Here is a 23,212-nt window from a genome sequence, read left to right as displayed (position 1 = left end):
TTTACTCAAAATAGGAATCTACTCAATGCAACTTAACAAAATACTTAAAGGCCTGCTAATTGCTGTGCCAGTAATGACATTAGCAGCTTGTAGCTCATCTTCAGATATTGACGAAGGTGCTGCAAACCAATCAAACCAAGGTGTTGTTGAGCAATCAATGAATACTGATACGGTTGAAGTAGCTACAATTTCTCCTGAGCAACAAGCAGAAGAGCAACTTCGTCAAAAGTACGAAGCACTTCGTCAAGAGCAAGTAATCTACTTTGATTTTGATACTGCAACAGTTGAAAGCAAGTACGCAGACTTACTTCGTGCACATGCTGAGTTTTTAGTTCAAAACCCATCAGTTAAAGTACTAATTGAAGGCCACGCAGATGAGCGTGGTACGCCAGAGTACAATATTGCACTAGGTGAGCACCGTGGCCAAGCAGTTGAAAAATACTTATTAAGCTTAGGTGTTTCAGCTAGCCAAATGTCAGTGGTAAGCTACGGTGAAGAGAAGCCAATGGTTAAGTCTCGCACTGAATCAGCTTTCGCTAAAAACCGCCGTGCGGTACTAGTTTACTAAGATAAGAGATATTATGAAGCCGAAAATTATTTTGGCAGCCATGATATTGAGCGGGAGCACCCAGTTAATGGCTGCTCCCGCTCCTGTTTCAGAAGCTGCAAGTTCACAATCAAGTATTGAGAAGCGATTAGCGTCGCTTGAGAATATGATGCAACAGCGTAACTTTTTACAAGTAGAGTTACAGCAACAGCTTAATTTGTTACAAGACGAAGTAAGTCAAATTCGCGGTGTAACTGAAGAGCAAAGCTACAAGCTTGAAAAAGTACTGCAGCGCCAGCGTGAGTTGTACCAAGAAATCGAAAACCGTGTCAGCCAAGCTTATACACAGCCAGCAGCTCCGGTAGCCGAGCAGGCGCAGCCAAACGATGCACAGACCTATAGCAGTGATTTATCTGAAAACGAAGCGTACGAGCGTGCTGTTGCGCTAATAATGAAAGATAAACGCTATGATCAAGCGATTCCTGAGTTTCAAACGTTTTTAACTACTTATCCAAATTCTGTATATGCGTCTAACGCACATTATTGGTTAGGCCAGTTGCTTACGATTAAAAATGATGGTGTAAAAGCAGTAGAGCACTTTAAAGTGGTTGTTAACGAATACCCAAATTCGAATAAGCGCCCAGATGCCATGCTAAAGTTAGGCACACTTTTACAAGATCAGGGTTCAGCGGCGCAAGCACAAAAAATATTGAGCGATCTTATCAATCAATACCCAAGTACAACGGCTGCAAAACTAGCAACTGATCGTTTAGGGAACTAAAGTTCATCAGCGATTAAATTTCTAGTTAAGGCGAGTAAACTACATGGAAACTCTCGAAGAATCTTGGATTTGCATGTAGTTTGAGCACAAACGGTTTAATTTTGTGCATCTAGACATAAAAACTTAAAAAAAGAGACAATTTCGGTTGCACTCATTTTATAAATAAGTATTATAAGCGCCCGCAGCAAACGAATGGTTACCCCACTCGAAATGCGGCAAAAAGAGCGGGTTATTAGCTCAGTTGGTAGAGCAGTTGACTTTTAATCAATTGGTCGATGGTTCAAATCCATCATAACCCACCATTCTTTGAATGGTCTTTCATCGGCGGATTTACGTAGAATATTAAGTTGTTATAAAACGCAACGTCAGAGCGGGTCATTAGCTCAGTTGGTAGAGCAGTTGACTTTTAATCAATTGGTCGATGGTTCAAATCCATCATGACCCACCATTCTTTATTCCTTGTGAATACGGTTTGGCATAAATCGGCGGATTTACGTAAGCTTTAACTTAGTAATAAGTTAGCAACTGGAATGGGTTATTAGCTCAGTTGGTAGAGCAGTTGACTTTTAATCAATTGGTCGATGGTTCAAATCCATCATAACCCACCATTCTTTATTTCTTGTGAATAATGATTGGGTCCAATCGGCGGATTTACGCAAAGTAGTAAGTTGCATTTAAACGCAACAATAGAGCGGGTCATTAGCTCAGTTGGTAGAGCAGTTGACTTTTAATCAATTGGTCGATGGTTCAAATCCATCATGACCCACCATTCTTTATTCCTTGTGAATACGGTTTGGCATCAATCGGCGGATTTACGTAAGCTTCATTCTTAATTGAATAAGTGCATAGATTGGGTTATTAGCTCAGTTGGTAGAGCAGTTGACTTTTAATCAATTGGTCGATGGTTCAAATCCATCATAACCCACCATTCTATGAAAAGTTATATAAGAGCGGGTCATTAGCTCAGTTGGTAGAGCAGTTGACTTTTAATCAATTGGTCGATGGTTCAAATCCATCATGACCCACCATTCTTTATTCATTGTGAATACGGTTTGGCATCAGTCGGCGGATTTACGTAAGCTTCATTCATAATTGGATAAGCGCATAAGCGCATAAGCGCATAGATTGGGTTATTAGCTCAGTTGGTAGAGCAGTTGACTTTTAATCAATTGGTCGATGGTTCAAATCCATCATAACCCACCATTCTATGAAAGTATTAATCGGCGGATTTACGCAGCTTTTTACAAAGCAGATTTATATTAGAGCGGGTCATTAGCTCAGTTGGTAGAGCAGTTGACTTTTAATCAATTGGTCGATGGTTCAAATCCATCATGACCCACCACTCTCTAATACATTCCTTTATATTCTTTTTTAATTTCCCACTTTATTTTTTATAAACAGCCTTACTAGTTTGCTGTTATTTGCTTTCATATTCTCGTATAATTCGCCCTAATTAATGCACTGTAGATAAGTGGTCGAGAACATGAGTCTAGCTCAAACTATTATGCCTGAAGGTTATATCTTTCCCCCTAAGCCAGCACCGTTAACACAAGACGAGCAAGGCGAATATAAAGCGCGTATAAAACAATTACTAAAAGATAAAAATGCAGTACTTGTTGCCCATTATTATACCGATCCTGAAATTCAAGCACTTGCTGAAGAAACTGGCGGCTGCGTTGCCGACTCGCTAGAAATGGCGCGTTTTGGCGCACGTCACGATGCAGATATGATCATCGTTGCGGGCGTGAAATTTATGGGCGAAACAGCTAAAATTTTAACGCCAAATAAAACAGTTGTTATGCCTACGCTTGAAGCAACATGTTCGTTAGACATTGGCTGTCCGATAGACGAGTTTTCTGCGTTTTGCGATCAGCACCCTGATCGTAAAGTAGTTGTATATGCAAATACCTCTACGGCTGTTAAAGCGCGTGCAGATTGGATTGTAACGTCATCATGTGCACTTGAAATAGTAGAGCACCTCGATGAGCAAGGCGAAAAAATCATTTGGGGCCCAGATAAGCACCTTGGTAGTTATATTCAAAAAAATACCGGCGCAGATATGCTTATGTGGAATGGCGCATGTATTGTACATGACGAGTTTAAAACAAAAGCACTTAAGGACATGAAAGCGCTACACCCAGATGCAGGCGTTTTAGTTCATCCTGAGTCACCAGCAGAAATAGTTGCTCTTGCCGATTCGGTTGGATCTACGAGCCAATTGATCAAAGCAGCGCAAACAATGGACAACAAAAAGTTTATTGTAGCAACCGATCGCGGTATCTTTTATAAAATGCAGCAACTATGTCCAGATAAAGAGTTTTTTGCGGCTCCTACGGCAGGTGAGGGCGCTTCATGTAAAAGTTGCGCACATTGCCCTTGGATGGCAATGAATGGCTTAAAAGCGATTGAGGAAGCCCTCATAAGCGCTAAAGGTAAAGAAGTATTCGTTGATATGGATTTACGCGAAGGCGCACTTAAATCCTTAAATCGCATGCTTGAGTTTACTGCGAGCATGGCTAAGTAACTTTTAAAGTATAAATTAAAAACGGTTAAGTCTTAGATTTAGCCGTTTTTTTGTGCCTATAGGTATGTGTTGCTTGATTAATAAGCATTTAAAGGCCCAAATTTAAAAATGCCTTGCACCTTAAGGGTCTATTTCATACTATAGCGCGCTGTTGCATTACACAATTGCAGCACCGTGGAGGGATGGCTGAGTGGCTGAAGGCGCACGCCTGGAAAGTGTGTTTAGGTTTATCCCTAACGAGGGTTCGAATCCCTCTCCCTCCACCATTATTCTTAGAGCCCAGTTATTAATATCGAAAGGTAACAATAACTGGGTTTTTTAATGCCTTCAGTATGACTAATTACTTACTAAGCTAAGTGTCGATAACATGCCGACAAGCTCATGTTTTTCTATTGGCTTAGAAACATAGCCATCAAATAATTGTTTGTATATTTCTTTTTGTTCTGTAAACACATTCGCAGTTAAAGCAATAACAACTTGCTCACTATCAAGTACTTTAATTTGTTTACATGCTTCAAGTCCGTCCATTTTAGGCATTTGTATATCCATAAAAATAATATCGGGCTTATGCGACTTGTACAGCTCAATTGCTTCTAAGCCGTTGTTGGCTATTACAACTGTTGCTTTAGTAGGTTCAAGCATGGCTGAGGCTACTAATTGGTTTATTTTATTATCTTCTGCTAATAAAATAATTTTTTCAGACAAGTCAGGAAATTCTGCACAGCTTGTTTTTAATTCGCTCTCGTCTACTTTAGCCTGCTCTAAAGGTAGGTAGACGTAAAACTGGCTACCAGAACCTAACTGGCTCAATACTTTTATTTCGCCATGCATTAAATTGATTAACGATTTAGTGATAGGCAAACCAAGGCCAGTGCCGCCATATTCACGAGTGGTTGATTTTTCTGCTTGTTCAAAGCGCTCAAATAAGCGCTCAATTGCTTGCTCTGATATTCCTATACCTGTGTCTGAGACCTTGCAGCATATTCTTTTTTCATTCGTTAAGTTAAAGCTTATCGTTACACCGCCTTGTGAGGTGAACTTAATTGCGTTGGATATTAAATTTAAAAATATTTGTCTTAATCTAACAGGGTCGCCAATCCAGAATTTATGTTTAATATTAATTTCAAATTTAAGGTATATGTTTTTATCGTGTGCTTGTAGGGCTAAATCAGACTCCAAGTGATGAATAAGTTCAAAAAGATCAAAAGGTTTATGCTCTAATGAAAGCTTGCCGGCCTCAATTTTAGAAAAATCGAGAATATCATTAATAATAGTGGTGAGTGCTCGAGTTGAATACAGTGATTTTTTTAAATACTCTTTTGACTTTTCATTGAGTGGCTGCTCTTGTAGTAGCTGCAATGTGCCAAGTATACCGTTCATTGGGGTTCGTATTTCGTGGCTCATATTTGCTAAAAACTCAGATTTAGCTTGGGATGCTTGCTCAGCAAGTTCTTTTGCGTGACCGAGTGCTTGCTCGTGGTCAATTTGTTCGGTTAAATCATATGCTACCCCCAAATAACCAACAACGTCATTTTCATTGCTCAATAAAGAGGTTACGCTTATATTAACTTGTATTTTTTTACCCGTAGAGGAAATGTATGTCCACTGATTAATATCAGGCTTAGTTGCTGTTGCTTTTAATATCAAAACTTCAAAACTAGGGGAGACAGGTTTATTTAATTCAGTACTTAGTTGCTGAGCTTTTTTTATAATTTCTTCTTCTAAATGAAAAATGCCAGGGTTTTCAATTCCAATAACATCTTGCGCTCTATAGCCTAATAACTTTTCAGAGGCGGGATTAAATAATGTAATTAAGCCATTTATGTCGGTAGCAATAATCGAATAGCTAGCACTATTTAAAATGCTACGCTGAAGCATACTTATATCCGCAATTTCTTTGGTGCGTTGTTTTACTTCACTTTCTAGTCTTAAATTTGCTTGTTGTAATGCGAGCTTATTTTTTTTTGCTTGTAGTGCTTTTCTTTTAATTCTTTGGTTTCGTCTAAAAATAAATAACTGTATTAAAAAAGCCATAAGCATACAGCCTAGCGTGTAAAACATACCATTGACTAATACTTTATACTTACTTGGTAAGTGAAGTGTTTCAATAAATTCATCTGAGGCATTAATTGTTATTTTCCACTTTCTTCCCATAACCTCTATTACTTCACTGTGATAGAAATTTGTAGAAGTACTTTTAGCGCCATAACTAAAAAAGTCGGCGCTACTATTAAGGTCGGTAATAATGAGGTGATTTTCATCTACCTGTGATAAAGAGTCCAAAATATTATTAATTAATAAAGGGGAGTAAACCCATCCTAGTAACTGCTCTAAACGTTGATTTTTGTTTTTAGGAATAATCGTTTTTTTATAAACTGGCAGTAAGATTAAAAAGCCTTGCTGTGCTTTTTTATCAGCTTGCACCAACGTAATGGGAGCTGTTAGTTGAGTGCTATTATTAATGGCTGCATTTAGAGCCGTTTGTTGACGCATTTCCTCTGAACTAATATCTAACCCAATGGCTTGTAAATTGCTTTTTTCAGGAAATATGTATTGAATAATAAAAAGTTCATTACTCTTGTTCGTGAGTTTTTTTATATTAAATATATGATCAGGGCGATCGTTTTTTGCAGTTTGTAGAAATTGATTTAAGTTTTCAGAGTTTACTTTTCTTATAAAACCAATACCGTTTGCGCCGGGGAATTCTTGGGCATAGTTACGGCTGTTAGAGTAATTAGAAATTGCTTTGTAGTTTAGGTTGTTAACACCTATGCCGTGAACAAAGCCTTTTAAACCAAATAGACCATACTTATATAAATCGAGCCTGCTTTCTACGCCTGATGAAAGCGTAGAAAGTCGACTAGTAAGGGCTTCATTTATTTTGTTGTTAAGTGCATCTTGATGCTTAATATGAGCAATATAAGTTAACCCAACACCGATGGTGAGTAAAATGGTATGAATAAGTACAGAGGTTAATAGCCCTTTACTAACCGGTCGTCCTGAAAACATTAACCCATCCTTTATTATGAATACACTAAGCATATATCTGTCTTATCAACGTGATAAATATAGCACTTATTATTCAGGATACAACTTTGTTCTTAATTAGAATATATACTTAATAGGGAGTTGGAGTGGCTTTTATTCAAGAGGTAAATTATCGGCGTACTGGCTTAATGTAATTAATTTTTATGATACTTTATTGTTAGTAATGAAGTGATACAAAAATAACTTTAAAGTACGGTATGTTATTGGTATTCGAATAATGCATTTTCCCATTCTTGTAAAATTATTTGGCGCTTCATCTCATCATTAATCACTAAAATTTGAATGCCTAAAGGAACTGGACGCAGTTGCCCCTCTGAGGTGTCGAGTAAATGTGGCTGTGTTGTGCGTACTTCGTTATTTATTGGCTCAAAGTTGGTAAAATTAGCCATATCTGTTTGGCCTTTAGTTGAGAGCAAGTAATCAAGAAATTGCTGCGCACCTTTTACGTTTTTTGACTTTTTAGGAATAATAGCACTGCGCATAATAACAGACGTATAGTCCTTTGGTTGGACTACAATAATGTTTGGATGTTTCGCGGCCCACGTGCGCGCATAGGAGCTTAAAATATTATAGCCTACGGTAATCTCTCCTTTAGATATTGCTTGGAGTATATCGGCACTGCGTCTAAAAACACGTGTGTCGTGATACCCGAATGACTCAAGCATTCTACCGTAGCTAGAACTTTGCTCTCTATCGTGTGCCCACAATAAATAACCTATTCCTACCTTGGTTATATCGTAAATACCAATACGGCCTTTAATTTTATTACTTCGCCTACGGATCAAATCCAGTAATTCATTGCGGCTACTAGGGGCTGGCTCATTAGCTAAAAAATCTTTGTTAAATGCTATTACAGCGGTTTCGTATGTAAAGCCAAATACTTCATTTCGCCATTTTGCCCAACGAGGCAGTTTTTTTGTTTCTTCTGACTCATAAGCCTGAGCATAGCCGTCGTTAACCAACTTAATTTGTAAATTCATTGCAGAACTTAATAAAATATCAGGTGGGTTATTTATGTCTTTTAAAAACGAGGAATACACACCGCGAGTGCTCAACTCATGGTAGTTAATTTGCACGTGTGGACTGATTTTTTGAAATGCTTTTAAAAAAGGGGCTATTTCCATTTTATCAGCGCCACCAAATATAGTGAGTTCAGTTTGTTGTGTTTTTAATGCATTAAATATAAGTGGCTCTTGCGCTAAAGTATAAGTATTAAAAAAAGAGCAACTAAATAAAAATACAAAGGTTTTAACTAATTGCGTTCTCATTGTTCACCTTCAGTGAGTTTTAACTTAAAGTTAATTTCAAATATTAATCCCGATGGGGTGTTATCGAGTAGTTGTATAGTTGCGTTGTGATGCTCTGCAACTTCTTTGGCAATGCTTAACCCTAAACCACTGCCAGCTCGTGGATCGCCCTTACTTTTATAAAAGCGCTCAAACACGTGTTGCTTTTCACTATTTGGGACGCCTACGCCTTGATCTGCTACGCAAAGACGAGCTATATAGCCATAGCCAAATTCGGTGCTATGTAGCTCAGTTGATACATTAATTTCCTTATCGGTCGGACTAAACTTAATGGCATTCTCGAGTATGTTACGCAGCATTTGGCTAAGTGCAAATGCATCACCTTTAATCATTAAATTTTCGTCGCCCTGATAGGTAATAATGACCCCGCGTTGTATAGCTGAAACCGCGACATCTCGGCATACCGATTTTACTAGTTCAGGTAACGATAAAGTAATAAATGGGTGGCTATGAAACCGATGTGCAAGCGTTGCTTGGTTTAATAGCTGAGTTACTGTGCTGTCGAGTAAATCAGTAGAGTAAAGTACGCGCTTTAATTGCTCTGTTCGTATTTTTGTGTCAGCTTCTTCTAATGCATTTTGGGCTTGGCTCTTTAGCCCCGCAAGTGGCGTTCTTATTTGATGAGCTACTTCACCTGTAAAGCGTTTTAAATGATCAAGCGATACTTCAAGTTGAGCCATAAAATGGTTAATAGTAGCTATAAGATCGGCCATCTCCTTAGGAATGCTCATATCTATCGGCCTTAAATCCATAGGCGAACGCCTGCGGATTTTTCTATTTATAGCATATATTGGTTGCAGAATTTGCCTAACACCTAGCAAAATAAGCACAATAGCAATTACAAATATTAGAGTAACCATTTGCAGTACTTTTAAGTTCATCTCGTAAGCAAGTTGGTCTCGAGCTTGGGTGGTTTGGCCTATTAAAATATTAATATCGAAGGCTTTTCCCACTTCATATAATTTGTCTGAGAGCATGATAAATCGGTAGTTTTCGCCTTTGTAATAACCTTCCCAAAACTTAATTTGTAAGTTGTCTCTAGGATCATATTCAGAGCGTTGCCAATTATTGCCGGCTGTATCGATAATGTGTGAATATAGTCCTTTATAACCGGTTAAATGCTCACCTTTATTTTGAGTAATTTGATACACCAAACGATCGGTTGATGCCATTGAAAGGGTTTCAAACGTGGCACTGGGTAAATCAACAATTACTTCATGGTAGTCGATATGGGTGTTTTCAAAAATTTGCAAAGCAGCGCTTGCAAGTAGTCTATCGTAAGAAAGCTTAGCTGCACTTTTACTGTAATTATTTGCAATTATGTAAGTGAAAAAAGTGATAATAAGCATCAGGCTCATTGTAATTGTGAGCAGTTGCCGACGGATGGACGGAAGCGCTATATTACTCATTACACTCTGCTAAAAGATAGCCTAAACCGCGTAATGTTTTTATATCAACACTGCTATTAATCAGCTTTTTACGTAGCCTGGCTACATAGGTTTCTATAGCGTTGGGGCTTGGTGAGTCGTCAAACGAATATAAGTGATCGAGTAACTCGTCTTTATTAAGCACTTTACCTTGATGAGTTAAAAATATTTCGAGTAATCTAAATTCGCGTTGTTTTAAATCAATAAGCTCTTTGGCAATAGTAACTGTGCAAGATTTGCGGTCAAAGTCGAGATTGCCATAGCTAATTACATCTTTACCTAAGCCTTGGTTTCGTCTAAGTAGCGCGCGGCAACGGGCTTCTAATTCACCAAAATCAAAAGGTTTAGTGAGGTAATCGTCAGCGCCTAAATCGAGTAATTCAATACGGTTTTCTACCTCTGCGCGGGCAGTTAAAATTAATACAGGTGTGTTTGAAGAGCGAGCTCTCAGCTTTTTTAATATTTGTTCACCGTTCAAATTAGGTAAGTTTAAGTCGAGTAAAATCAGGTCGTATTCATGGCGTTTTAGAAGCGAATTAGCTACATCGCCGCAGGTTACAAGGTCAATGCCTTGGCCCATTTTACTAAAGCGTTGGCAAATTGCTTCGCCTAAAACTTCGTCGTCTTCTACCGCTAAAATTCTCATTTATTACACCCAAGAGCAAAATTAGTTACATCGCATGGTTTACAATGCGCTCGACATTAAACAAAAACTTAACACTTTACAATATGCAAATTAAGACATTAAAAGCATTATATTGTTCTATATTTTAGTTTTATGAAATAAAAACTATTGCTTTAAATGTAATTATCTTGTGACAGGTTTGTGACAGGTTTACCGTGTAGATTGTAAAACGTACACGCTGTTATGCACTACACAATCAAATTTAAACAAAAACAAGGTAGCGGAGATAACTATGGCTAAACGGATCTCTAAATTATTTGCGGCATCAAGCGCAGTATTAACATGTGTTGCTATCCCTTCGTATGCTGCTGTTAACGGGCTTACAGAGCAAGATGAATTTAATATAAAACTCAGAACAATCTACTTTGACCGTGACTACGACAATGATGAAAGCGACGATTCTACTTTTGCACAAGGTATTGAGCTTAATTACACGTCAGGTTACTTAAACGATTTAGTTAGCATGGGTGTCTCTAATTACACCGTACTTAATTATAACTCGACCGGTAGTGCGCAAAATAACATTTTACCCGCAGGCAGTGAGAAAGGTGGTGTTGATGACAGCTTTTCTAAATTTGGACAATACTTCTTAGATTTTAAACTCAGCGACAAAGGCCATATAAAAATAGGCGGGCAAAAAACCAAAAGCATGCTTTTAAAAAGTTCGGGTAGCCGTGCTATCCCAAATACTTTTAGAGGTGTTTTTGGCGACTATAAATTTGGTAACACCAAGGTGTATGGATATGCATACGATAAATGGAGCCGCCGACACGACGACCGCTGGGAGGATTTTTCTACCGATCAATCAGCAACTGGTGCTATTAGTGTAATTTGGGGTGTAGGGGGCGCGTACAAAAAAGACGGATTAAAACTTGAAGCAGAATATTTAAATTCGCATGATTACCTACGTAAAATGGGCTTAACAGGCAGTTACGACATCAAATTTGAGCAGAGTAAGCTAACACTTTCAACAGGTATTTTCACTTCTCAAGACGACGGCGACTTATTTGTAACTGGCGCTGAGGGTGGCGATTTAGATGATGAAGATGCAGCAGATGCATTAACCGGTTTAACTAAAAGTGAAAACGATGGTTTTGCTTATTATTTAGATGCTAATTGGAAAAAAGATATTTGGACATTTGGCGCAGCGTTTACCAAAGTTAGTGATGCGTGGATTGAAGATAATTTCAGTGGTGACCATGGAACTAACCCATTCCCAACTCGCTCACTTATTGGTGCTGATTTAACAAATCAAAACGAAACTACGTGGCAAGCTCGTTTAGGTATTGACTTAAAAGCAGTATCCCCAGGCTTAACCACTAAACTTTATTACACTGATGGTAGCGATGCTGAAAACTCAGCACTGGGGAAACTAGGTGGTACAGCAGATGAAAAGTACTGGGCAATAGATACCCGGTTCAAAGTGGCTGAAATTAAAGGTTTGAGCTTACGCTGGTTATATTTAGATTACACGACAGACAAAACAGGCAGCGTAGATGGTGTTAAAGGCGACCGAGCTGATCATCGTGTTTATGTTGATTACACTATCAAATTTTAAATTCCCCTCCGATATGGTCTGAAAAGATAAAAGGCCTTTTGTTTTGGTGCGCTAATTCATTGTAATTGCGCACCTTTTTTATGCTAATAAAAATATATTACTTTTTATACAATTATTTTTAACATGACAGGTTAGTGACAGCTTAGCTGATTACTCTTAGATAAAGAGCAAGATTTAAGCATGTAACTCGGGCTCTATCCGTTCAAAGTGTTAAACAACGTAAAAAAGGTGATTATCATGAATATATTATTTGCAGCTAAACAGTTAAAACCCGCTCCACGAGCGATTCATGTTCGCGAAAATCAACATGATAAGTCACCTTCTAAATTATCGCATTTGTCGCCAATGGCTGTTCAGCATAACGTATTTGAAAACATAAGCTCACAAGAGCAAACGTTAGAATGCGTTGTGGTTTTAAGTAATAACTAACAGTGTAAGCCACGTATTTAATTAGATTAATTGGTTGGATTATTATGACTATTCAAAAAAAAATACCCTGTGTCATTATGCGCGGTGGCACATCACGCGGAACCTACTTTTTAGCAAATGATTTACCAAGAGAGTGGGAAAAAAGAAAGCAAATACTCATGGCAGCAATGGGATCTGGTGATCCGCTTCAAGTAAACGGAATAGGAGGCGGTAACTCGCTAACCAGTAAAGCGGCTATTATTTCTCGATCAAACGAAGCCGATGCCGATATAGATTACTTGTTTGCGCAGGTTGCCATAGAAGATATGGAGGTAGACATTACCCCTTCTTGCGGCAACATTTTATCGGGTGCTGCGCCTATGGCAATTGAATACGGCTTAGTCACTGCAAGTGAAGGCGAAACCACCGTAAGAGTAAGAAACGTAAACACCAACACACTTATTGAAGTTATTGTACAAACTCCAAATGGCTTTGTTGAATACGAAGGCGATGCCACCATTGATGGCGTACCTGGATCTGGTGCGCCAATTCTACTTAAATTTTTTGACGTATGCGGCACTAAGACGGGTGAGTTACTACCTACAGGGTCTGTGCGTGATACATTTGATGGTATTGAGGTAAGTTGCGTAGATGCTTCTATGCCTATGGTACTTATTCCGGCTAAATCATTGGATGTTACAGGTTGGGAAACTAAGCATGAGTTAGATGCAAATAAAGCGCTATTACAAAAAATAGAGAGTATTCGTTTACAAGCATCATTAAAAATGGGGTTAGGCGATGCAACTGGTAAGGTTATTCCAAAAGTCGGGCTTCTTTCTCCAGCACAGTTTGGTGGCACAATTACCTCTCGCTACTTTGTACCGCAAAACTGCCATACGAGTCACTCAGTGACTGGCGCAATATGTGTAAGTGTAAGTTGTATGTTACTTGGCAGTATTACCGAAGATATTATTACTCAAAGTGAAGAAGAATCTCAGAATATTGTAGTTGAGCACCCAAGTGGAAAAATTGACTTATTACTTGAGGGTAACTACAACAATAATACCTTAAATATAAAGTCAGCGGGCTTAATGCGCACCGCTAGAATGTTATTTAAAGGTGAAGTGCATATTCCTGGCAAAGTGTGGGATATACCTGCCGCAAGTTAACAACCTCAACCAACCCAATTGAGCGATGACAGTTTTGTTATCGCTTTTTTATGTCGTCCAAAAAATAAAAATAAATATTAATCTCATAAAATCAATGTCTTAGGTTTTATTTTGTAAAGAGTATATTAATATTAAAAGTTTATTAACGATGACAGGTCGATGACAGTTTCGAAGGCTAGTCTAGGTGTTGTTAACTTCTAGTAACGAAATAATTTCATTTAAGTAATGAATGTAGAGCCGTTATTAGGACCTATTTAAATAATTAAAGTGAAAATCAGAGGTCGATTTATGAATATTAAATTAAGTACTTTTACACCTAATCGATTAAAAGCATTACTTGTTGTTTTAGCAGCATCAAGCGGTTTGAGTTCAGTATATGCAAACGCAGATGAAGTAAATTTTGAAGGCGAGCGAGTAGAGTGGGTTGTGCCATTTAAAGAAGGTGGAGGTTCTGATACGTGGGCACGCTTTTTTGGTCCTCGTTTTTCACAGCACTTAAATGGTAAGCCCGTTGTTGTTGTTAAAAATATTCCTGGTGGTGGTTCAACCAAAGGTGCAAACCGCTTCGAGCGACGCGCTAAACCTAATGGCTTAAATGTTTTTAGTACGTCAGCATCTACGCAAATACCTTATTTACTTGGCGATTCACGCGTTAAATATAATGTAAAACGCTGGAACGTTATTATGGCTACACCAACGGGTGCGGTTGTATATGTGCGCCCAGAGCTGGGTATAAAAAGCGCAGCAGAGCTTACAAAATTACAAGGTCAAAAACTTAAATTTGGTAGTCAACGTGCTGCATCAATGGATTTAGTTGGCTTATTAGCTTTTGACATGCTTGATTTAGATATTCATGCGATTTTTGGTATGAAAGGTCGCGGTAGCGCTCGGTTGTCGTTTGAACGTGGGGAGGTTGATATCGACTTTCAAACAACATCAGCGTACTTAAAAAAAGTACAACCATTAGTTGATGAAGGTAAAGCAATTCCGCTTATGTCGTTTGGCGTACTAAATAAAGACGGCGTTATAGTTCGCGACCCGACTTTTCCAGATTTGCCACATGTAGGTGAAGTGTACGAAATGATCCACGGTGAAAAACCGACTGGTGTTGAATACAACGTATGGAAAACTTTTTTCATTGCTGGATTTGCAGCTCAAAAAGGTTTGTTTTTACCACAGGGCACGCCTGATGACGTGATTGAATCTTGGCGCAGTGCTGCGCAGCGTGTGATAGACCAAGACAACTTTAAAGAAGAATCAGAATTAGTACTTGGCGAATATCCGCAGTTAATTCACGAAGATGCGGTTAACACATTGAGCTCAGCACTTACTATCTCAGAAACAGATAAAGAGTGGGTAAGACAATACCTTAACGACAACTACAACACGCGTTTTTAGAACCATGTTGATGTGTTTTATTCAAACTGGCTCTATGAGTGTGAGCCACTTTATTAATCAAAGGAGAGCAGTATGTTAGATGCATTTTTAATTGCGCTACAAACTATTCTTACCCCAACTCATTTAATGTATTTATGCGGCGGCGTTTTTTTAGGCTTGCTGATTGGTATTTTTCCGGGTTTAGGCGGCATAGCGGGTCTATCGTTATTACTGCCATTTTTATATGGTATGGACCCCATTTCAGCACTTGCCATGCTTATTGGCTTAGTAGCTGTTATTCCCACCTCTGACACATTCACTTCGGTATTAATGGGAATTCCTGGCTCAAGTGGCTCTCAGGCAACCGTGCTTGATGGCTTTCCTCTTTCTAAAAAGGGCCAAGCAGCACGAGCGCTTTCAGCTGCGTTTGCCTCATCGTTGTTTGGTGGTCTTTTTGGCGCAATTATTTTAACGCTGTTTGTACTTATTGCGCGCCCCGTTATTTTAGCGTTTGGCTCGGCCGAATTATTTATGCTGACTTTGCTAGGTTTAAGCATGGTAGGCGTACTGGCAGGTAATAGCCTGGTAAAAGGCTTAAGCGCCTGTGGTTTAGGGCTATGTTTAGGCTCTCTTGGCGGCGCACCTGCAACAGGTGAATACCGTATGGTATTTGATAACGGTTACTTAATGGATGGAATTCCGTTAGTGGTTGTTGGTTTAGGCATTTTTGCATTACCAGAAATTATTGATTTACTGCGTCAAAATCGCTCTATTTCAGAAGCTTCTGAGCTAGGTAGTGGTTGGTTTGAAGGCGTAAAGGATGTTGTTAAAAATAAATGGTTAGCAACTCGTTGTGCTGCTATTGGCTGTGTTGTTGGCGCATTACCAGGCCTTGGCGGCAGTGTAGTTGATTGGATCTCTTATGGTCATGCGGTGCAAACCTCTAAAGACACCGAAAATTTTGGTAAAGGCGATATTCGCGGTGTTATTGCGCCTGAGTCATCTAATAATGCTAAAGAAGGCGGTGGCTTAATTCCTACCTTACTATTTGGTATTCCTGGTTCTGGCAGCATGGCTGTATTTTTAGGTGGCATGGTGCTTATTGGTCTAGAGCCAGGCCCTGCTATGATCACAACCGACCTCGATGTTACTTACACAATTGTGTGGTCACTTGCACTAGCTAATGTAATTGGCGCGGGCGCGTGTTTACTTATCTCTAAATGGGTTGCAAAAGTAACCACTATTCCTTACACGCTAATGGCACCTTTTATGGTTATGGTGATCTTTTTTGCAGCATTTCAGGCAACCCGCGATTTAGGCGATTTAGTAGCACTTATAGGCATTGGTATTTTAGGCGTTTTAATGAAACGTTTTGGCTGGCCTCGACCTGCATTTTTAATTGGTTTTGTACTAGCAAGCGGTATGGAAACTTACCTTTATCAAGCAATTCAGTTTGATGGCATCGAGTTTTTATTAAAACCGGGCGTTATTATTATTGGTGTTTTAACAGCGCTTTCTATTTTCTTTGCGGCGCGTCACTCAATCAAGGCCGCTAAAAAAGAAAAAGCCAATAAAAATACGGCTAATGCCGAGGTTAAACCAACTAACCTAAAACCACAAATCGCGTTCTCGGCGTTTGTTAGTTTAGTGTTTGCTTATGGTTTATATGACTCATTCCAACGCTCTTTTTTAGGCGGTGTATTCCCCGCAGTAGTGTGCTCGTTCATGTTAATACTTTCTTTAGTCGTCCTTATAAAGCTACTACTTAACAAAGTAGATGACGCTGTAAATTACGATAATGAAGTCTCAGCAGGATACGAAAATGACTCAAGTGTTACCGGGCTTTGGCATTATGTATTTTGGCTATGCGGCTTGTTAGTTGGGTGTTTTTTAGTGGGGTATGTGATTTCGATAGGGTTATTCTTTATTACATTTTTACTTATAAAAGCGCGTATTTCGATTGTTAGAACATTAACTTTAACCACCTGTGCCTTGGCATTTTTACTTACCCTTGCGCACTTTATGGTACTTGATTTACCGACAGGCTATTTACAAGAGGTAGCCAGCTTTACGGCACTTTAATGACAAGTTGAGCGTTAAAAATCGCTCAACTTTTTAAGCTGTCATGCTTGGATTGTTTCCTTTAATGTAATGAGGATATAAAAATGATTTCACCGAAATTAATTTTAATGCCGCTCTCTACCAGCGGACATGTAACGGAGCGTTTAAATGGGGGGTTAGCCATTGCTAAATATTTTAATGCTCATCTTGATGTATACCATAACCACCTTGATCCAAAACGCTTTTTACCAATAGGTCAGCTCGGATTACCTTCTAAGTTGGTAAAAGAACTTGATTTAGTTGCTGGACGCTTTGCAAGTACTGAGTCAGCAAACTTAAAAGGTGAGTTTATCAGCCTATGCGACGAGCAAAATATAATATATAGCGACAAAAGTGGCTCAAGTTTAACGTACCCAAGTGCCACATGGCACGTAAACTCGGGTTTGCGCAGTGAAGTAATTGCAGAGCAAGGCAAAGTAGCCGATTTAATTATTATTCCACAGTCAAAAAGTGGTAAATCGACTTCTACTTTTGAAGCGTCGGTTATGCGAAGTGGTAAACCCATATTGTTAGTGCCGCGTGAAATGACCAACTTTAATATAAAAACGGTAGTGATTGGTTGGAACGCAAGTACAGAAGTTGCCCGTGCGCTTACATATAGTTTGCCATTATTGAAGCAAGCTGAAAAAGTAATTATTTGCACCAGTGCAGACAGTATTAATAAAAAGCCAAATGGCAATGAGGTCGTCAATTACTTAGCGCAGCATAGTATTAAAAGTGAATTTGTTACCTTTAATAATGGTAGGCAATCAACTCCAAAAGCGTTTATGTCAGTGGCGCAAATGCATAATGCTGATTTAGTTGTAATGGGAGCATTTACGCACAGACGTATTCACGAGCAAATTTTTGGTGGCATGACCAACTACGTGCTTGCAAACACCACGCTACCTATATTTATGGCGCGTTAATGCTTTAAATTTATTAACTAAATTTTACCCAAAAGCCGATGTTTACGTTCAATATCGGCTTTTTATTTTTAGTGACACTTAAGCTCACTGTGATAAAACTAACTATTACAATAACAAAATTAATGGGTTGCAGCCTATGTATACGCTTTCGCAGTGGCAAACAAACGGTCAGTTTATTGATATAAATGCCAATCAAATTTTTACTAAAACAGCGGGGATGAAAATAACCCCGCGCTGCTTTTAATACATGGCTTTCCAAGTGCTAACTGGGATTGGGAAGGTATGTGGCAAACGCTTAGTGAACATTATTTTGTAATTACGCTCGATATGCTAGGTTTTGGTTTGTCGGATAAACCAATAAACGCTACTTATAAAATTACCGAACAAGCCGACTTATATACCCAATTTTTAAAAACGTTAAATATTAATGATGTACATATTTTAGCTCATGACTATGGCGATACAGTGGCTCAAGAGCTATTAGCAAGGCAAGTGGTTAGCCAAAGTGACTTTAAAATAAACAGCGTGTGTTTTTTAAATGGTGGGTTATTTCCTGAGGTGCATTAACCATTATTTATACAAAAGCTTTTACTTTCAAAGCTAGGTTGGATAGTGCCAAAATTAATGAATAAACAAAAATTTGCCAATAATTTAGTTACTATTTTTAGTAAAAGTACACCGCCTTCAAAACAAGTGATAGACACACTTTGGGAGTTGCTAATTTATAAAGATGGTTTAGCCGTTATGCCTAAACTCATTAGTTATATAAAGCAGAGGCAGCAAAACAGAGAACGCTGGGTTGGTGCCATCATAAATAGCAATATACCACTTACGTTTATAGCAGGCGCAGAAGATCCCATCTCTGGTAAGCACATGATTGAGCATTATAAAAAGCTTACTCCCAATGCGCGCGTACAAGAGTTTGTAGAGCTTGGGCATTATCCGCAAGTAGAAAATCCAGACGCTATTACGCAGGCTTATTTGGATTTTAGAAATTACCAATAAAAACGCGGCACTAAATTAAGTGCCGCGTTTATAAATTAATAACTCTAAATATTTAGGCTTTGAGCCTTAATATTTTTTCTTTGGTGCTCTTAATTGTTTTTCAAACTCATCTGAAAACAATATCGTGCCATCATCTTCCTCTGTAGGGAAGGCAGCAATAAGTAAGTCATCTTCTTCAAGGCCTGGTGTCCAGCGACTAAACCAGTCAGCAAGTGGAATTGCTTTAGCGCTGCAGCCAGCCCATTCGCCAGTAGCCCATGCCTCTGCAAATTCACGAGTTGGCCAAACTGGCACACAGTCGTCATCTTCGTTGGCAAGCATAACGCAGCCATCATCGTCGTTTAAAATCCATACTTGTTTAAATTGCTGTACGGTTTCGAACATATAGGCGAGACGTTTTTTTGCTCCAAGTCCTAAAATTACTGCTTGTTCTTCGCTTAAATTTGGCGTTGTCATAATTAGCTCACTCTTAATTACTATATCTAAATTATATGCACACAAGTATATCGAGTTATATGACAGAGTGTTGAAAAGTTGCTATTTAATTTCAGCAATGCAGATCTAATTTGTATGTTGAACAGTATAATTCACCACTAATTTGAGCGATCATTCAAAAATAAGCTTGAATGTTTGTAAAAAGGCCACATTGTAGTAAGCATATACTTAATGAAGGATTGAAAAATGACTACTGATCTACTTGCTCCGTTTAAACTAAATAATACGGTTGAGCTTAAAAACCGCGTACTTATGGCACCATTAACGCGTTGTATGGCTGACGATAACTTAGTGCCAACACAAGATATGGTTGAATATTATGCTCGCCGTGCCGAAACTGGTTTAATTATTAGCGAAGCAACTATTATTCGTCCAGACGCGCAAGGTTACCCAAATACACCGGGTTTATTTACCAGTGAGCAAATTCAAGGTTGGAAAAAAGTAACAGACGCAGTGCACGCTAATGGCGGCAAAATTTTTGCACAGCTTTGGCATGTTGGCCGTGTTGCACATCCTCACTTTTTTGATGGCGATGTACTAGCACCATCGGCAATTGGCGTTGAAGGCTCAGTACCACGTATGCGTGAGCTTACTTATATTACGCCAAAAGCTGCGACAACTGACGATATAAAATCGCTGGTTGCAGATTTTGCTAAAGCAGCTGAAAACGCAATGGAAGCAGGTTTTGATGGCGTAGAAATTCACGGCGCAAATGGTTACTTAATTGACCAGTTTTTACATTACGAAGCTAACGTACGTGAAGATGAGTATGGCCAAACACCAGAAAATATGTCGCGTTTTGCTCTAGAAGTAACCGATGCAGTTATTGCAGCTGTAGGCAACGAGCGCACTGCTTTGCGTTTAACACCAGGTGCGTACTTTAACATGAGCGAAGATAACCGTGATAAAGCGGTATTTGACTACTTATTACCAGAACTTGAGAAGAGAGATTTAGCATACTTACACGGCGGTATTTTTGACGACAGTACAACGTTTGAATCACTTGAAGGTAAAACGACGTCTGAATTTTTACGTGCAGGCTACAAAGGGACATTAGTCGGTGTAGGCAGCTATAGTTTTGAGTCAGCAAAAGAGGCTATTAACAATGCTAAGTTCGACTTAATCGCGATTGGTCGCCCACTTATTGCAAATCCAGATTATATTAGCAAGGTTGCAAACGGTGAAGAGTTAGTACCATACAGCGATGAAATGCTTGCACAATTGAAATAAAGTACTATTTGTAATAAGTTCTAAAAAATAATTAAGACACCTGAGGAAAAACCCTTGGGTGTCTTTTTTTGTACATATTCCCGCCATAAATGTCCCATATTTGTTTAACCTTTATGTAAATAAAGTTCATCCTCGTTGTCATATTTGAAATTCATACTGTGCTCGTTTTCATATTTTATAATTAAAATCAAACGGGACAACAATGTACGCTTTAAAAAACAAATCGCTTTTGAGCATGGCTATTGCCATGGCTGTATCAACATCTACTTATGCTAACGACAGCACCATAGAAGAAGTAATCGTTGTAGCTAAACCAACGAGCTACGCTAACAATGTTATTGAGCCTGCAATGCTTGAGCAGCAAAGTTCGGTATCGAGCATATTATCGGTTATTGATAACTTACCAGGTATTAGCATAAACGAAGGTGATGCATTTGGTGGCGACGATTGGTCTACTACAATCACCATGCGTGGTTTTAGTATTGATGGGAACCAACAGCAATTAGGGATGACCGTTGATGGCATTCCCAATGGTGGCTCTAATTATGGTGGTGGTGCTAAAGCTAACCGTTACTTGGAGAGCGAAAATTTAGCAACAGTAGAAGTAGGCCAAGGTACCTCTGATATTAAGTCGGCTTCACTTGAAGCACTAGGCGGGACATTTAACTTTGTAAGTAAAGACCCAAGCCTTGAAAAAGGCACTACCTTTGCTTATACCTCAGGCAGCCACGATGCCACGCGTTATTACTTTAAACACGAAACAGGCACTGTTTTTAATAATACACAGGCGTATGTAAGTTACTCGCAAACAGATACAAGCCGCTGGATTGGCTCAGGCAGTAATGGGGGCAAAGACAACCAACACGCTGAGCTTAAGTTTGTATCTAATTTTAACGATTTAACGCTCACTGGTCGTTTATCTTACGATGATGTAAGCGAGACCAACTATAACAGCGTAAGCCTTGAGCAGTTTGAGCAAACACCCGATTGGGATCAGCTCACATGGAATTGGACAGGAGTTCCGCATTTTGACCAAATGTTTGCAGAAGGTTGGGGAACGCTTCGTGAAAATACCTTAGGCTACTTAAAATTTGAATACGCGATTTCGCCAACTTCATTATTAACCGTTAGCCCTTATTACCATAAAAATTCAGGGCGTGGCGATTGGATCCCACCTTACTTAACAACGCCTGTTGATGAAAATGGCGACCCAACTTTAGAGGGCGGCACTAATGCAGGCTCTTATGGTTTTGCTGATAGTGAAGGCAACCCGCTTGCACCCAATGCCGATTGTACGCAAAGTTTGAGCTGGCCATGGGAGTCGGGTCCTGGTTTAAATCCTGCGTGTTACGATGCAACAGCAACGCCGGTTATGTCTTACCGCCATACGCATTACAACAAAGATCGTTTAGGTGTAACGGCAAATTACCAAGCTACATTTGGTGATCACGATATAGAAGCGGGCTTTTGGTATGAGCAAAGTGAACGTGACGAGTCGCGTGATTGGCACAAAGTAATTGATGCGCGTATATATCATCACTTTGATAGCACACCGTACTGGACACAATACAAAAACACCTTTGATACCGATACATTCAAATGGTACCTACAAGACTCAATTAATTTTGGCGACTTAACATTAAATATTGGTGCAAAACAGTATTTAGTTGAATTACAAAAGTACGACCACTTTGCTAACGAAAGTTCAGATAAAGTAGACAGTGACTCAGATGTGTTATTTAGTGGTGGTGTGCTGTATCAGCTAAATAACAGTACAGAATTATTTGCCAGCTACAGCGAGAATTTTTCAGCAATAAAAGACGGTGTGCTTGAACGAGACAGCTCAACGCTTACAAACATAGAGCCAGAAACGGCCGACAACATAGACTTTGGTGTACGTTATCAAGCCGACAGATTAACCCTTACAGCAACAGCTTACAGTATTAAGTTTGATAACCGCATTACCTTTATTGCGCCTGGTAGTGGCACAGACGGCATTGATTACACTATTGGCACAAATGGCTCGTACGTAAATGTAGGAGGTATTGATTCAAATGGGCTCGAGCTTGCTGCAAGCTATATGTTGTCACCAAGCTGGAGTGTGTATTCGTCGTATACTAATAGCAGTTCTGAGTATTCATCTGATGATCCAAATGCATACGATTCACAGGGCGTAATATTAAGAGATGAAAGTGGTAATGAGGTAGCACCGAGCTTTAGAAAAGGCGACAGCATAATAGATTCATCAGAAGATTTATTTGTGGTGTCTACCGATTACTTTAGCGATGGCTTTCGTATTGGTTTATCGGCTAAATACACCGGTGAGCGCTTAGGCGCATGGCAAGACGAAGACACGCGCGCACGCAATAAAGTAGACGGCTACACCGTACTTGATTTTAATGCAGGTTATTCAACTGACGTAGATGCAGGTCCGTTTAAAGCCATTGATGTTTCGTTTGTTGTTTATAACGTGACTGACAAAAGTTACTTAGCAGGTGGCACTGGTAACGGCTCTACTTATTACATTGGTGCGCCCCGCACTGCAGCAGTTACATTGACCGCTGACTTTTAAGTTAAAGCAAAGCCCATCATTGATGGGCTTTTGATTATTTAATGACTAAC

Annotated in this window: 16 protein-coding genes, 9 tRNA genes and 1 pseudogene; 21 read left to right on the top strand and 5 right to left on the bottom strand. The window is 39.2% G+C overall.

Annotation, left to right across the window (positions count from 1 at the left end; genetic code table 11):
• The first annotated feature begins 25 nt into the window (after window positions 1-25).
• The 12 genes from pal (at window position 26) to EU510_RS05695 (ending at window position 4,118) form a co-directional block, all read left to right on the top strand.
• Window positions 26-568, top strand: coding sequence for a peptidoglycan-associated lipoprotein Pal (pal, locus tag EU510_RS05750; RefSeq protein ID WP_149592635.1), 543 nt, complete (start codon window positions 26-28; stop codon window positions 566-568).
• 13 nt (window positions 569-581) lie between these two features.
• Window positions 582-1,328 (top strand): tol-pal system protein YbgF, encoded by a 747-nt coding sequence (gene ybgF / locus EU510_RS05745; RefSeq protein ID WP_149592634.1) that lies wholly within the window; start codon window positions 582-584, stop codon window positions 1,326-1,328.
• Between the two features lie 226 nt (window positions 1,329-1,554).
• Window positions 1,555-1,630: transfer RNA gene (locus EU510_RS05740), tRNA-Lys, on the top strand.
• 70 nt (window positions 1,631-1,700) lie between these two features.
• Window positions 1,701-1,776 (top strand) — tRNA-Lys (locus EU510_RS05735).
• An 84-nt stretch (window positions 1,777-1,860) separates the two neighbouring features.
• Window positions 1,861-1,936: transfer RNA gene (locus EU510_RS05730), tRNA-Lys, on the top strand.
• 85 nt (window positions 1,937-2,021) lie between these two features.
• Window positions 2,022-2,097: transfer RNA gene (locus EU510_RS05725), tRNA-Lys, on the top strand.
• A gap of 83 nt (window positions 2,098-2,180) precedes the next feature.
• Window positions 2,181-2,256 (top strand) — tRNA-Lys (locus EU510_RS05720).
• 24 nt (window positions 2,257-2,280) lie between these two features.
• Window positions 2,281-2,356: transfer RNA gene (locus EU510_RS05715), tRNA-Lys, on the top strand.
• Window positions 2,357-2,455: 99 nt separating this feature from the next.
• A tRNA-Lys gene (locus tag EU510_RS05710) sits at window positions 2,456-2,531 on the top strand.
• Between the two features lie 63 nt (window positions 2,532-2,594).
• A tRNA-Lys gene (locus EU510_RS05705) sits at window positions 2,595-2,670 on the top strand.
• A gap of 141 nt (window positions 2,671-2,811) precedes the next feature.
• Window positions 2,812-3,852: a quinolinate synthase NadA gene (gene nadA / locus EU510_RS05700; RefSeq protein ID WP_149592633.1), complete on the top strand. Its 1,041-nt coding sequence runs from the start codon at window positions 2,812-2,814 to the stop codon at window positions 3,850-3,852.
• Window positions 3,853-4,028: 176 nt separating this feature from the next.
• Window positions 4,029-4,118 (top strand) — tRNA-Ser (locus EU510_RS05695).
• A gap of 70 nt (window positions 4,119-4,188) precedes the next feature.
• Here EU510_RS05695 and EU510_RS05690 read toward each other — a convergent pair.
• The 4 genes from EU510_RS05690 to EU510_RS05675 all read right to left on the bottom strand — a co-directional run bounded on the left by EU510_RS05690 (window position 4,189) and on the right by EU510_RS05675 (window position 10,280).
• Window positions 4,189-6,861 (bottom strand): CHASE domain-containing protein, encoded by a 2,673-nt coding sequence (locus tag EU510_RS05690; RefSeq protein WP_149592632.1) that lies wholly within the window; start codon window positions 6,859-6,861, stop codon window positions 4,189-4,191.
• A gap of 239 nt (window positions 6,862-7,100) precedes the next feature.
• The gene (locus EU510_RS05685; RefSeq protein WP_149592631.1) at window positions 7,101-8,168 is read right to left on the bottom strand and encodes an ABC transporter substrate-binding protein; all 1,068 of its coding nucleotides are present in this window, start codon (window positions 8,166-8,168) and stop codon (window positions 7,101-7,103) included.
• Window positions 8,165-9,556 (bottom strand): sensor histidine kinase, encoded by a 1,392-nt coding sequence (locus EU510_RS05680; protein ID WP_188085400.1) that lies wholly within the window; start codon window positions 9,554-9,556, stop codon window positions 8,165-8,167. Before EU510_RS05680 ends, EU510_RS05685 begins: the two co-directional genes overlap by 4 nt.
• A gap of 52 nt (window positions 9,557-9,608) precedes the next feature.
• Window positions 9,609-10,280 carry a response regulator transcription factor gene (locus EU510_RS05675; RefSeq protein WP_149592629.1) on the bottom strand — a complete coding sequence of 224 codons (672 nt, stop codon included), beginning with the start codon at window positions 10,278-10,280 and terminating at the stop codon, window positions 9,609-9,611.
• Between the two features lie 271 nt (window positions 10,281-10,551).
• Here EU510_RS05675 and EU510_RS05670 point away from each other — a divergent pair, with 271 nt between their 5' ends.
• The 7 genes and pseudogenes from EU510_RS05670 (at window position 10,552) to EU510_RS05640 (ending at window position 18,865) form a co-directional block, all read left to right on the top strand.
• Window positions 10,552-11,877 carry an OprD family outer membrane porin gene (locus EU510_RS05670; protein WP_149592628.1) on the top strand — a complete coding sequence of 442 codons (1,326 nt, stop codon included), beginning with the start codon at window positions 10,552-10,554 and terminating at the stop codon, window positions 11,875-11,877.
• A 237-nt stretch (window positions 11,878-12,114) separates the two neighbouring features.
• Window positions 12,115-12,306, top strand: a complete 192-nt coding sequence (locus EU510_RS05665; RefSeq protein ID WP_149592627.1) for a hypothetical protein — start codon at window positions 12,115-12,117, stop codon at window positions 12,304-12,306.
• A 44-nt stretch (window positions 12,307-12,350) separates the two neighbouring features.
• Window positions 12,351-13,454, top strand: coding sequence for a 4-oxalomesaconate tautomerase (locus tag EU510_RS05660; protein WP_149592626.1), 1,104 nt, complete (start codon window positions 12,351-12,353; stop codon window positions 13,452-13,454).
• A gap of 288 nt (window positions 13,455-13,742) precedes the next feature.
• Window positions 13,743-14,852 carry a Bug family tripartite tricarboxylate transporter substrate binding protein gene (locus tag EU510_RS05655; protein ID WP_149592625.1) on the top strand — a complete coding sequence of 370 codons (1,110 nt, stop codon included), beginning with the start codon at window positions 13,743-13,745 and terminating at the stop codon, window positions 14,850-14,852.
• Window positions 14,853-14,924: 72 nt separating this feature from the next.
• A complete protein-coding gene (locus EU510_RS05650) occupies window positions 14,925-16,913 on the top strand; it encodes a tripartite tricarboxylate transporter permease (protein ID WP_149592624.1) in 1,989 nt (662 codons plus the stop codon).
• 83 nt (window positions 16,914-16,996) lie between these two features.
• On the top strand, window positions 16,997-17,860 hold the full coding sequence (locus EU510_RS05645; RefSeq protein ID WP_149592623.1) for a universal stress protein: 864 nt from the start codon (window positions 16,997-16,999) through the stop codon (window positions 17,858-17,860).
• Window positions 17,861-17,996: 136 nt separating this feature from the next.
• A pseudogene (locus tag EU510_RS05640) lies at window positions 17,997-18,865 on the top strand (alpha/beta fold hydrolase).
• A 66-nt stretch (window positions 18,866-18,931) separates the two neighbouring features.
• Here the strand turns inward: EU510_RS05640 and EU510_RS05635 are convergent.
• Window positions 18,932-19,321, bottom strand: coding sequence for a DUF2750 domain-containing protein (locus EU510_RS05635; RefSeq protein ID WP_024595957.1), 390 nt, complete (start codon window positions 19,319-19,321; stop codon window positions 18,932-18,934).
• 225 nt (window positions 19,322-19,546) lie between these two features.
• Here EU510_RS05635 and EU510_RS05630 point away from each other — a divergent pair, with 225 nt between their 5' ends.
• Together EU510_RS05630 and EU510_RS05625 are read left to right on the top strand one after the other, a co-directional pair.
• Window positions 19,547-20,590, top strand: a complete 1,044-nt coding sequence (locus tag EU510_RS05630) for an alkene reductase (RefSeq protein ID WP_149592622.1) — start codon at window positions 19,547-19,549, stop codon at window positions 20,588-20,590.
• Between the two features lie 202 nt (window positions 20,591-20,792).
• Complete coding sequence (locus EU510_RS05625) at window positions 20,793-23,162, top strand: TonB-dependent receptor domain-containing protein (RefSeq protein ID WP_149592621.1); 2,370 nt, start codon at window positions 20,793-20,795, stop codon at window positions 23,160-23,162.
• Window positions 23,163-23,212: the final 50 nt, after the last annotated feature.

Origin of the sequence: Pseudoalteromonas sp. FUC4, assembly GCF_008370255.1 — a bacterium.
In the GTDB taxonomy this organism is placed as follows: Bacteria; Pseudomonadota; Gammaproteobacteria; order Enterobacterales; family Alteromonadaceae; genus Pseudoalteromonas.
This window is presented reverse-complemented; position numbering and strand designations above follow the sequence as displayed.